15 protein-coding genes are annotated in these 11,936 nt (G+C 54.9%); 11 read left to right on the top strand and 4 right to left on the bottom strand.

The window, feature by feature from the left end:
* Window positions 1-88: 88 nt before the first annotated feature.
* From MX657_RS11360 to MX657_RS11325, 8 genes are all read left to right on the top strand, one after another.
* Complete coding sequence (locus MX657_RS11360) at window positions 89-274, top strand: general stress protein (RefSeq protein WP_004150795.1); 186 nt, start codon at window positions 89-91, stop codon at window positions 272-274.
* Between the two features lie 94 nt (window positions 275-368).
* Window positions 369-863: a ferritin-like domain-containing protein gene (locus MX657_RS11355; RefSeq protein WP_080327131.1), complete on the top strand. Its 495-nt coding sequence runs from the start codon at window positions 369-371 to the stop codon at window positions 861-863.
* A gap of 23 nt (window positions 864-886) precedes the next feature.
* Entirely contained in the window at window positions 887-1,090 is a 204-nt protein-coding gene (locus MX657_RS11350; protein ID WP_013096662.1) for a hypothetical protein, read from the top strand.
* Between the two features lie 25 nt (window positions 1,091-1,115).
* A complete protein-coding gene (locus MX657_RS11345; protein ID WP_080327132.1) occupies window positions 1,116-1,622 on the top strand; it encodes a ferritin-like domain-containing protein in 507 nt (168 codons plus the stop codon).
* Between the two features lie 15 nt (window positions 1,623-1,637).
* Window positions 1,638-2,510, top strand: coding sequence for a manganese catalase family protein (locus tag MX657_RS11340; protein WP_080327133.1), 873 nt, complete (start codon window positions 1,638-1,640; stop codon window positions 2,508-2,510).
* A gap of 65 nt (window positions 2,511-2,575) precedes the next feature.
* Entirely contained in the window at window positions 2,576-3,979 is a 1,404-nt protein-coding gene (locus MX657_RS11335) for a cytochrome ubiquinol oxidase subunit I (protein ID WP_346808515.1), read from the top strand.
* The gene (gene cydB / locus MX657_RS11330; protein WP_080327135.1) at window positions 3,979-4,989 is read left to right on the top strand and encodes a cytochrome d ubiquinol oxidase subunit II; all 1,011 of its coding nucleotides are present in this window, start codon (window positions 3,979-3,981) and stop codon (window positions 4,987-4,989) included. Before MX657_RS11335 ends, cydB begins: the two co-directional genes overlap by 1 nt.
* Before the next feature lie 8 nt (window positions 4,990-4,997).
* Window positions 4,998-6,623: an alpha-amylase family protein gene (locus MX657_RS11325; protein ID WP_346808514.1), complete on the top strand. Its 1,626-nt coding sequence runs from the start codon at window positions 4,998-5,000 to the stop codon at window positions 6,621-6,623.
* On the opposite strand, the gene MX657_RS11320 is transcribed toward MX657_RS11325, so the two are convergent.
* The 4 genes from MX657_RS11320 to MX657_RS11305 are packed head-to-tail and all read right to left on the bottom strand — an operon-like array spanning window position 6,624 to window position 9,117.
* Window positions 6,624-7,610, bottom strand: a complete 987-nt coding sequence (locus tag MX657_RS11320) for an SDR family oxidoreductase (protein WP_346808513.1) — start codon at window positions 7,608-7,610, stop codon at window positions 6,624-6,626.
* 17 nt (window positions 7,611-7,627) lie between these two features.
* Window positions 7,628-8,146, bottom strand: coding sequence for a 2-oxo-tetronate isomerase (locus MX657_RS11315; protein WP_080327138.1), 519 nt, complete (start codon window positions 8,144-8,146; stop codon window positions 7,628-7,630).
* Window positions 8,147-8,157: 11 nt separating this feature from the next.
* Window positions 8,158-8,604: a DUF421 domain-containing protein gene (locus tag MX657_RS11310; protein WP_080327139.1), complete on the bottom strand. Its 447-nt coding sequence runs from the start codon at window positions 8,602-8,604 to the stop codon at window positions 8,158-8,160.
* Between the two features lie 9 nt (window positions 8,605-8,613).
* Window positions 8,614-9,117 carry a hypothetical protein gene (locus MX657_RS11305; protein WP_346808512.1) on the bottom strand — a complete coding sequence of 168 codons (504 nt, stop codon included), beginning with the start codon at window positions 9,115-9,117 and terminating at the stop codon, window positions 8,614-8,616.
* A 138-nt stretch (window positions 9,118-9,255) separates the two neighbouring features.
* Between MX657_RS11305 and MX657_RS11300 the strand changes: the two genes are divergently transcribed.
* From MX657_RS11300 to MX657_RS11290, 3 genes are all read left to right on the top strand, one after another.
* Complete coding sequence (locus MX657_RS11300) at window positions 9,256-9,645, top strand: YdeI family stress tolerance OB fold protein (protein ID WP_080327140.1); 390 nt, start codon at window positions 9,256-9,258, stop codon at window positions 9,643-9,645.
* A 64-nt stretch (window positions 9,646-9,709) separates the two neighbouring features.
* Window positions 9,710-10,594: an SDR family oxidoreductase gene (locus MX657_RS11295; protein ID WP_080327141.1), complete on the top strand. Its 885-nt coding sequence runs from the start codon at window positions 9,710-9,712 to the stop codon at window positions 10,592-10,594.
* 182 nt (window positions 10,595-10,776) lie between these two features.
* A complete protein-coding gene (locus MX657_RS11290; protein WP_080327142.1) occupies window positions 10,777-11,700 on the top strand; it encodes a LysR substrate-binding domain-containing protein in 924 nt (307 codons plus the stop codon).
* The last annotated feature ends 236 nt before the right edge of the window (window positions 11,701-11,936 follow it).

Here is an 11,936-nt window from a genome sequence, read left to right as displayed (position 1 = left end):
GCGACTAGAGTTATTAATCGAACGACGAGTGATACGGAATATTTTCGTATCGTACTGACATAACCAATATATGAATATGAGGTTTAATATGGCAGAGCATCGTGGTGGTTCCGGTAATTTCGCAGAAGACCGTGAAAAAGCATCAGAAGCAGGTCGTAAAGGTGGCCAGCATAGCGGTGGTAACTTTAAAAACGACCCACAACGCGCATCTGAAGCGGGTAAGAAAGGGGGACAGAACAGTCACGGCGGAGGCCGTAAATCTGATAACTCCTGATCTTATTTAATTTACTTTTAGTAAAACCAGAGAGCATGCTGCGGGCCGCCTGGCTCGCAGTACCCTTTCCTTATTTTACCGGAGCGTAATTATTATGAATATGAAAAGTATTGAGGATGTCTTTATTCATCTTCTGTCCGATACCTATAGTGCGGAAAAGCAGCTTACCCGAGCGCTAAGCAAGCTTGCCCGTGCCGCGTCCAGCGAGAAGCTGAGCGCCGCCTTTACCGCACACCTTGAAGAGACGCAGGGTCAGATAGAACGTATCGACCAGATCGTTGAACAGGAAGACGGTATCAAGCTCAAGCGTATGAAATGTGTGGCGATGGAAGGCTTAATTGAAGAAGCCAATGAAGTTATCGAAAGCACGGAAAAAAATGAAGTCCGTGATGCTGCCTTAATAGCCGCTGCGCAAAAAGTAGAGCATTATGAAATAGCGAGTTACGGTACCCTCGCCACCTTAGCAGAACAGCTGGGCTATAAAAAAGCCGTTAAACTTCTTGCCGAAACGCTGGAAGAAGAAAAAGAGACCGACCTTAAACTCACCGATCTGGCCGTTGGAAATATTAACCAAAAAGCGCAAAAATGACGCTATAACACAGGTTAAATAAAATGAGCATCAGTCCCAGGACAATTAAACGGTGCCATTTAACGGCAGCTATAATATGGTTCATTCTCGCTATCCCTTCCGTAATATGGTGGAAGAACAGCGTGCTATGGGTCATTATCATCAGTATTTACGCCAATATTGTCGGCCATTTATCTGGCTACAGTGCTGCGCGTGCCGATCAGGCTGCTGAAAGTGAGACCAAATAAGCGAACCCATAATGAGGATACAATGATGAATCACGTAGAACACTACCATGACTGGCTACGCGATGCCCATGCGATGGAAAAGCAAGCCGAATCTATGCTGGAATCTATGGCCAGCCGTATTGATAATTATCCTGATGTTCGCGCCAGAATAGAGCAACATATTAATGAGACAAAACGGCAAATTACATTGCTGGAAGAAATTCTCGATCGTAATGGTATTTCTCGTTCGGTTTTAAAAGATTCGATGAGCAAAATGGCCGCACTGGGCCAGTCCATCGGCGGTATGTTCCCTTCTGATGAGATCGTTAAAGGCTCAATCAGCGGCTATGTGTTCGAACAGTTTGAGATCGCCTGCTATACCTCCCTGCTTGCCGCCGCGAAAAAAGCGGGCGATACCGCCTCGGTGCCTGCCATCGAGACCATTCTGGCAGAAGAGCGTGAAATGGCCGACTGGCTGATTCGCCATATTCCACAAACGACGGAACAGTTCCTGCTGCGTTCAGACGCATCTGGTGTCGAAGCGAAAAAATAACCAAGGAGAGTCTGTATGTTTCGACACGTAAAACAACTGCAGTACACGGTTCGCGTTGCTGAACCGAACCCTGGCCTTGCCAATCTTTTACTGGAACAGTTTGGCGGGCCTCAGGGCGAGCTGGCTGCCGCCTGCCGTTACTTTACCCAGGGGTTGAGCGATGACGACCCGGGCCGTAAAGATATGCTGATGGATATTGCGACCGAAGAGTTAAGCCATCTCGAAATCATCGGTACGCTGGTCGGCATGCTGAATAAAGGTGCCAAAGGCGCGCTGGCGGAAGGGGTGGAAAATGAGGCTGAGCTGTACAGGTCCATGACCGAAAACGGTAATGACAGCCATATCACTTCCCTGCTCTACGGCGGAGGCACCCCGCTTACGAACTCCGCGGGCGTGCCGTGGACGGCAGCCTACGTTGATACCATCGGCGAGCCAACGGCGGATCTGCGTTCGAACGTGGCCGCAGAGGCAAGGGCAAAAATCATCTATGAACGGCTGATTAACGTCACTGACGATCCCGGAGTGAAAGATGCGCTGGCGTTTCTGATGACGCGCGAGGCGGCGCATCAGCTCTCCTTTGAGAAGGCGCTGCAGTCAATTCGTAACAACTTCCCGCCGGGGAAACTGCCGCCAATCGAGGAATTCACCAACAAGTACTACAATATGTCAGAAGGTGGAGAGGTCCGCGGAAGCTGGAACAGCGATAAACATTTCGATTACGTTGAGTCCCCCCAGCCTGCCGTTGATGGCGGTGATGGTAGCGCCAGCGTCACGCTCACGACCGAGCAGGCCACGCTGGTTAAGGCGATGTCTGCCCGCACGAAGTCCGATCCCCATTCCGACCCGCTGACCGGTGCCGAGCTGGGTGCCGGAAAGAGTAAACCGTAACCGTTTTGCCGGGCAACCCGATCGCCCGGCAATTCTCGTGCCCCATCGCTTCAGAGGTACGGACCATGTTCGAACTTGATGCATTCCATCTCGCCAGAATTCAGTTCGCTTTTACCGTCTCGTTTCACATTCTTTTCCCGGCGATCACCATCGGTCTTGCCAGCTATCTGGTCGTGCTTGAAGGCATGTGGCTGCGCACCAAAAACGACGTCTGGCGCTCGCTGTACCACTTCTGGCTCAAGATATTTGCCGTCAACTTCGGCATGGGGGTGGTTTCCGGGCTGGTCATGGCGTATCAGTTCGGCACCAACTGGAGCGGGTTTTCACAGTTTGCGGGGAGCATCACCGGCCCGCTGCTGACCTACGAGGTGTTAACCGCCTTCTTCCTGGAAGCCGGTTTTCTTGGCGTCATGATGTTCGGCTGGAATAAGGTGGGGCCGGGCCTGCACTTCTTTTCAACCTGCATGGTAGCGCTCGGCACGCTGATGTCGACCTTCTGGATCCTTGCCTCTAACAGCTGGATGCATACCCCGCAGGGTTTCACCATTGAAAACGGTCAGGTCATTCCGCAGGACTGGCTGGCGATTATCTTTAACCCCTCCTTCCCTTACCGCCTTATTCATATGGCCATCGCCGCGTTCCTGAGCAGCGCGCTGTTTGTCGGCGCGTCGGGTGCATGGCATCTGCTTCGCGGTAACGATACGCCCGCCGTGCGCACGATGTTTTCCATGGCGATGTGGATGGCGCTGCTGGTTGCCCCCATCCAGGCCGTCGTGGGTGACATGCACGGCCTGAACACGCTTGAGCATCAGCCTGCCAAAATTGCCGCCATCGAGGGACACTGGGAAAATCCGCCCGGCGAGGCCACCCCGCTGCTGCTGTTTGGCCTGCCGGATATGGACGAGGAACGCACCAAATACGGCCTGGAGATCCCCGCGCTCGGCAGCCTTATCCTGACGCACAGCGTGGACAAACAGGTTCCGGCGCTGAAGGACTTTCCGAAAGAAGATCGTCCAAATTCAACCATCATCTTCTGGTCGTTCCGCATCATGGTCGGCATGGGTCTGCTGATGATTACCCTTGGGCTGGTCAGCCTCTGGCTACGCTATCGCCACCGGCTCTACCACTCGCGTGCGTTCCAGTGGTTTGCCCTCTGCATGGGGCCCGCGGGTCTGGTGGCACTGCTCGCTGGCTGGGTCACCACCGAAGTGGGGCGTCAGCCGTGGGTCGTCTACGGCTATCTGCGCACGATTGACGCGGTATCGCTGCACAGCACCCTGCAGATGAGCATCAGCCTGCTGGCGTTCTTCGTGGTCTACTCGTCGGTGTTTGGCGTGGGCTATGTGTACCTCATCCGGCTGATTAAGAAAGGGCCGCAGCCCGTCGAGACGCTGACGTCAAACACCTCGGGCACCCCTGCCCGTCCGCTGTCTGCCGCGGAGTCTGTGCCGGAACAGGAGAGAAACTGATGGGCGTCGATATCTCTGTTATCTGGTTTGCCATCATCGTCTTTGCCACGCTGATGTACATCATTATGGATGGCTTTGATTTGGGGATCGGCCTGCTGTTTAACTTCGTGGGCGATGCGAAAGAGCGCGATGTGATGGTCAACAGCGTGGCACCCGTCTGGGACGGCAACGAGACCTGGCTGGTGCTCGGCGGCGCGGGGCTGTTCGGCGCGTTTCCGCTGGCCTATGCGGTGATCATTGATGCGCTCACCATCCCCCTCACCGCCATGCTGATCGGCCTTATCTTTCGCGGCGTCGCCTTTGAGTTCCGCTTTAAAGCGACGCCCTCGCACCGTAAATTCTGGGACTACTCCTTCGCCGGCGGCTCCCTGCTCGCCACCTTCAGCCAGGGGATCGTCGTCGGGGCGGTGATCAACGGCTTTGACGTTGAGGGCCGCCGTTTCGTCGGCTCTGCGCTTGACTGGCTGACCCCCTTCAACCTCTTCTGCGGTATCGGGCTGGTCGTCGCCTATACGCTGCTGGGCACCACCTGGCTCATCATGAAGAGTGAAGGCGCGCTGCAAAACCGTATGCGCGAGTTGACCCGCCACGTGCTGCTGGCGCTAATGGTGGTCATCGCGGTGGTGAGCGTCTGGACGCCGCTCGGCTGGCAGTACGTCGCCGACCGCTGGTTCACCTTCCCTAACTTCTTCTGGTTCCTGCCGGTTCCGCTGCTGGTAGGCCTGTTCAGCGTGCTGATCTGGCGCCTGACCCGCACCCCAACCAGCCACGCGCGCCCCTTCCTGCTGACGCTGGGGCTGATCTTCCTCGGGTTTAGCGGGCTCGGTATCAGCCTGTGGCCAAACATCATTCCGCCGGACATCACTCTGTGGGAAGCCGCGGCGCCGCCTGCCAGCCAGCTGTTTATGCTGGTCGGGACCCTGCTGATCATTCCGGTGATTCTGGTGTACACCGCCTGGAGCTACTACGTCTTCCGGGGCAAAGTTTCGGATACTGAAGGCTATCACTGAGGAACGCTATGACGGACTGGCATACACGGGCCATTATCTACCAGATTGATACCGCGCTTTTTTACGATATGAACGGCGATGGCTGCGGGGACATCGCCGGGATCGTGGCCAAGTTGCGCTATATTCGCCGCATGGGGGCGACGGTAATCTGGATCACCCCGTTTTACCTCACGCCCTTTCTGGATGAAGGCTATGACGTCAGCGACCATCTGCAGGTGGATCCCCGCTTCGGAAAGCTGGCCGATATCATCGCCTTTATCGAACAGGCCCGTGAACTGGGCATGCAGGTCATTATTGAACTGCTGATCCAGCACACCTCGGACGCTCATCCCTGGTTCCAGCAGGCCCGCCGCAATCCCGCCTCGCCCTATCGCGACTACTACCTCTGGTCGGATAACGACGACGACGACACGCCCCCCATGTTCCCCGGCGTGGAAAAAAGTATCTGGAGCTGGGATGACGAGGCCGGACAATATTACCGGCACATGTTTTACCGCCACGAGCCAGATCTGAACCTGACCTCGCCCGCCGTGCTTAAAGAAATTGAAAATATTATCCTCTTCTGGCTCAAGCTGGGGGTATCGGGATTTCGCCTGGATGCCGCATCACATCTCACGAAGCAGGCGGGCAACGGTGATGAAAAAAAGGGGCTGTGGATCCTGGAGCACATGCGCCGTCTCATCGAACAGCGTAACCCGGACGCCATCCTGCTCGGCGAAGTGGATGTAGACGTTGAGGTTTATAAAGACTATTTCGGCAATAACGACCGCCTGCATCTGGTGCTCAACTTCTGGCTCAACAAGTATTTCTACGTCAGCCTGGCCAGAAAAAGCGCCCGCCCGCTGCGCAACGCGGTAAAAAAGATGATCGTCCCACCTGATTCCTGCTGTTTTGCCAACTGGCTGCGCAACCACGATGAGCTGGATCTCGAGGGAATTAGCAAAAAAGATAAACAGTTTGTCCTCGACACGTTTGCCCCTGACGAAGAGATGAACGTCTATCAGCGCGGGATCCGCCGCCGCCTGGCGCCGATGCTGAATGGCGATCCAAAGCGGCTGGCGTTCTGCCACGCGGTGCTCTTTTCTCTGCCCGGCGTCCCGGTGATGCGCTACGGCGATGAAATCGGCATGGGTGACGACCTGGAGCTGGAGGAACGCTACGCCGTTCGCACCCCGATGCAGTGGGCGGGCTCACAGGGCGGCGGTTTTTCCGCTGCCGATCCTGAAAAATTTATCGCACCGATTATCGACCACGGCCCTTACCGCTATCAGAAAATCAACGTTGCCGATTCGCTGCTCCACCGCAACTCGCTTCTGCACCGGATTATCGATATTGCTAATACCCGCTCGGAGTTCCCCGAAATTGCCGTGGCGCCCTTTCGTCTCATCACTCTCGATCATGACGCGGTGCTGGGGATCTATTACGAGACCGACGAACGCAGCATCCTGACGTTCGTTAACTTTAGCGACCAGCCGGTGACGTTCAGCGCCAGAGGGATCCGCAACGCCACCTGGACCGCCTGCCTCGCGGACAAACGCTACGACGACGCGCTGGTGTGCGGCAAAACCGTCGAACTCAGTATTGGCGGCTACGGCTACCGCTGGTTCTGGACCCACCGCAGCGCGCTGCGCTGATTACCCTTTCCGGCGAGTCATCAGACGCGTCAGCATCACTCCCGCGACCGCGAGGGCACCCAGAGCCACCTTGCCTGGCATGCCGGAGGTAACGGAGGGCGCACGCGTTTTCGCTTCGTCAGTAAAACGCCCGTGAATTTTATGCAGGTCATTAACCGGCTGGTCGAGATAGTCCCGGCGATCCGGCGCGTTCAGTTCGTCGGTCATCTGTCCTTCCCACGCCTTTTTCACCATCAACCGATCGAGAAAGCCCGGGAAGAGAAACTGCCCGACAATCGACTGGATAGTGCTGCTCCCCACCCACAGTTCACGCACTGGTTTCTGTGCAACCTTAAAGATGGCGCTGGCGGCCACTTCTGGCTCAAAGACCGGCGGCACCGGGCGCATCGTCCAGGCGAACTTATTCCTTGCCCATTCGAACTGCTGCGTATTGAGTCCCGGCATCTGCACCATGGAAAGCTGAACCCGGCTGTTCTCATGCATCAACTCGGTACGCACCGCGTCTGTAAACCCACGTATCGCCGCTTTGGCCCCGCAGTAGGCCGACTGCAAAGGAATGGAGCGGTAGGCCAGCGCAGAACCAACCTGAATAATCACGCCCCTGTCGCGGGGCACCATTAGCTCCAGCGCGGCGCGGGTGCCGTTGACAAAGCCGAGGTAGGTCACCTCGGTAACGCGGCGAAATTCGTCCGGCGTCAGGGTACGAAACGGTGCCAGCACCGCCCCCATGGCATTGTTGACCCACACATCAATCGCCCCGAGGCGGTACTCAATCTCGTTCGCAGCATCTACCACCGCCTGGCTGTCGGCCACGTCCGCCTGCACGGCGTGCGCATTGACGCCAAAGCGGCGCAGCTCTTCCTGAGTAGAGTGCAGGCTGGCTTCGTCACGGGCAATGATCCCCACGTGGTATCCTGCCTTTGCAAAGTGCAGCGCCGTGGCCTTCCCCACGCCTGCCGTCCCGCCGGTAATGACTACAACTGCCATAGAACCTCCGCATGAGTTCACTCAATTTTGCTGTCTGACAATTTTGTCACCAGTTCAGCCAGTGCAAACTGCACCGCTTTTTCCACCACATCCTGACAGTCTCCGGAGAAAAGGACGGTGCGGGTTTCCGTCTCACCGCCTATATTCCAGGCAAAACAGACCGTTCCCGCCGCCGTGCCGTCATCGCCGCCTTCCGGCCCCGCGTAGCCGCTAATGGCAATGCTGATATCTGCCTGCGCGATGTCACGAATACTGGCAGCCATCTCGGTCACCGTCTGTTCACTGACCGCGGTATACCGCGCCAGCGTTTCAGGACGCACGCTGAGGATCCGCTGTTTTGCTTCATCGCTGAATACGACCAGACCGACATCGTAAAAATCGGCCGTGTTCTCTTCTGCGCAGAGCGCCACCGAGAGCTTTCCGCCCGTGCAGGACTCCGCAGTCGTCAGACGCAACCCGGCATCGGTTAATTTACTCGCCAGTTTTTTAGTCAGTTCACTGACAGTATAATTTCGGTCGTGAAAAAGATTGCTCATCATGCCGCCTCTTATTTCTCGAAAGGAATGATTGAAATATGTCCATTGCGCTCAAGTATGGCATATTTAATATCACCTATTTTTGTAATACCATTATTCTGCCGGGCCGATACCAGAATATCATCGCAAGAGACGTCGACTTTTTTAAGTTTATCCGCTAAAGGGATGCCATCCTCAACCAGAATCACGGGCGTGCCGTCCAGAATATTCTCCACCGGAGAAAAATACTTTTTCATCAGACCAAAAATAATGTCAACCACCACCAGCGTGGTAATCGTAATCATCGCGCCGGTGACGGAAAAATCCTGCCCCAGCAACGCCTGCTGGGTCGCTTCACTAATAATTAAAAGCAGAATGAGATCAAAGCTGGTCATCTGCAGCAGTGCGCGTCGTCCGGCTACTTTAAATACCACCACGAGGAACAGATAAATCGCCAGCGCACGAAAGACCATATCCATATCAGGCTCCTACGGGTAAATAAACTGCCAGACGTTAACCTCCGGCTCGTTGTTGACGCGGATGACGGTGTTCCATTTACCGGCTCTGGAAGGCGTCGTGAAGAACAACACAGAGAAGCTGTCAGACTTTTTCAGGTTGTTATAGACCAAAAAGAGGGTTTTTTCGTGACTATACATTTTGTCTGGCTGCGGCCAGACGCTGCCCGGCTCATACGCATCGCTGCTTTCGCTGGTGATGCTTATGGTATTCATCCCCTCGACCCTTACCGGAAACGCGAACTGCATCCGGGTCTCGGTCTCCCGTCTGCCAAAGCGTTCATAGTTAACAGTGAGGGATTCAGCAGTATTCGTTTTAGCCGTATCGCTGACCATTCCGCTGGAAAACAGACCGGCAACGGCTGCAATGATAATACCCAGGAGCACGATAAAACCCACCTGACGAAATGCATATTCAAACCTCAGCAGGCGATAACTTTCATCTATCCCGGGTAAGCTTTCATTTTCACGTTTCATGGCCATCGTCACCGTTTCGCTTATTATCCGATACTTTTGATTTCTAACGCGAATGTTTTTAGGACTTATCACATTTGCCACATAAAGGAATAGCAACAATACTTAATAAGTCAAGACACTTAAAATGAAGGATATCAGATGAAATTATCACTTATTTCCGCTTTTTTGATATTTCTGGTTCCGGCCGCATGGGCAGATAATAACGGCGGGTTACAGAAAGGTGAAGCGCCGCCGCCTCCGCACGCCCTTGACAGCGGATATCGCGGAACCGACGACGCGCGTATTATGACCATCGATCAGGCAAAACAAATGCACGACGGCGCGACTATTTCACTACGCGGTAATCTTATTGACGGTAGCGGCGATAAGTTTGTATTTCAGGATAAAACCGGAAAAATCGACGTTATTATTCCCCAGGCAGTTTTCGATGGCAGAACGGTCAAACCCGACCAGATGATCAGCATCAACGGTTCGCTTGATAAAAAATCATCCCCTGCCGTCGTGCGTGTTGATCATATGCAGAAATAATTCTGCGAAGCGTTAACGCTGCAATTATCCATCAAATCTCACCCCTTGGCTTAAGGAGTCAGCTATGAGTGATACGACACAACGTACGAACGCTTACCCGCAGCCCCCGTTCCCGGAACAACCGCAAACGCCGCCGGGTCTGGCATCCGAAATGCAGCCTGTCCCTGACCACGGCGAAACAAGCTATAAAGGACATGGGCGTCTTGCCGGAAAAAAAGCGCTGATCACCGGTGGGGACTCCGGTATTGGCCGCGCGGTGGCGATCGCTTATGCCCGTGAAGGTGCGGACGTTGCCATTAACTATCTGCCTGAAGAAGAGAAAGATGCCGCCGAGGTGATCGACCTGATCAAAGCGGAAGGCCGCAAGGCCATCGCACTGCCGGGGGACGTCCGGGACGAAACCTTTTGCCAGAACCTGGTCGAAGAAGCCGTCTCGAAACTGGGCGGGCTTGATATTCTGGTCAATAACGCCGGTCGCCAGCAGTACCGGGAATCCCTGGAAGAGCTGACCACCGAAGACTTTGACGCGACGTTTAAAACCAACGTTTACGCCCCGTTCTGGATCACCAAGGCGGCCCTGCGCCATCTCAAAGCGTCGTCCGTTATCATTAATACTTCTTCCGTTCAGGCGGTGAAGCCCAGCCCCGTACTGCTGGACTACGCCCAGACGAAAGCCTGTCTGGCCGTGTTTACCAAGTCTTTAGCCAAACAGCTGGGACCGAAAGGCATTCGCGTGAATGCGGTTGCGCCCGGCCCTTACTGGACGGTGCTGCAGTCCAGCGGCGGCCAGCCAATGGAGAAAGTGAAGGAGTTCGGCGGCGATACCCCGCTGGGGCGTCCGGGCCAGCCCGTGGAGATCGCCCCGCTGTACGTCACGCTGGCCTCGGATGAGTGTTCCTTTACCTCCGGTCAGGTCTGGTGTTCTGACGGCGGTGACGGCGTAATCTAAAACGGTTTGCAATTTATCCCCCCGCAATGAGCAATAAATGAACAAGGACGTTCGCTTATCGCCCCTACCGAAAAATATGTTGTAACTCAAACAGATCAGATGTTAAAAATATTTTGCTATCAGGTTATCAAAATTAAACAACTTAGCTTGTCACCCGCATCGCTCTGTTTTTAACATCGCCTATGGAAAAAAATGGTCTGTTCAGTCAGCGCATACGCTTGCGCCATTTGCATACATTTGTGGCCGTCGCTCAACAGGGAACGCTGGGGCGCGCGGCTGAAACTCTCAACCTGAGCCAGCCTGCTCTCTCGAAAACGCTGAACGAGCTGGAACAACTGACCGGCGCCCGACTGTTTGATCGCGGTCGGCTGGGCGCTCAGCTCACCCTGGTCGGTGAACAATTCCTCACCCACGCCGTGAAGGTGCTGGATGCCCTCAATACCGCAGGCCAGTCTCTGCACCGAAAAGAAGAGCAATCCAGCGAGGTGGTGCGCGTGGGTGCGCTGCCAACCGCGGCGCTGGGCATTCTGCCGCCCGTTATCGGCCAGTTCCACAAACAGCAGCGGCATACCACGATCCAGGTTGCCACCATGAATAACACCATGCTGCTCGCGGGGCTGAAATCCGGCGAACTGGATCTCGGTATCGGTCGAATGTCCGACCCTGAACTGATGGGCGGTCTCAATTACGAACTGCTGTTCCTGGAATCGCTGAAGCTGGTGGTTCGTCCCGATCACCCGCTGCTGCAGGACACCGTGACGTTAAGCCGCGTGATGGAATGGCCTGTGGTGGTCTGCCCGAAAGGCACCGTCCCGCGTCAGACCGCGGAAGCACTGCTGCAGATGCAAGGTTGCACGCTGCCTTCTGGCTGTATCGAAACGCTTTCGGCCTCCTTATCACGTCAGCTCACGCTGGATTATGACTACGTCTGGTTCGTCCCCTCGGGCGCGGTAAAAGATGATTTACGTCAGGGCACGCTGACCGCCCTGCCAATCACTTCTCCTGGTGCCGGTGAACCCATCGGCATTTTGACCCGGGTTGACGCGCCACTCTCAACAGGCGCGCAGACGCTGCTGAGCGCTATCCGTAAATCTATGCCGGTTTGACCCTTCTCACACCCCCCTCACCCTAACCCTCTCCCCTTAGGGGAGAGGGAACTGTCCTGTGCCTTAATCAAATAATGCGGAATGATTCATTAACAATTGCGTAAAACAATTTAACAGTTTTATCATAACAGTGAATTCACCAAATGGTTCGTGAAATCGTTTAATAACCACGGATTCATTCGTATTAATCATTTCACCCCCGCTTTTGTTACCCAACTGGTACATACACAGCACGA

This window comes from Enterobacter chuandaensis (assembly GCF_039718975.1).
GTDB lineage: Bacteria > Pseudomonadota > Gammaproteobacteria > Enterobacterales > Enterobacteriaceae > Enterobacter > Enterobacter chuandaensis.
The sequence above is the reverse complement of the archived record's forward strand: the minus strand, read 5'-3'. Positions and strand labels throughout refer to the sequence as shown.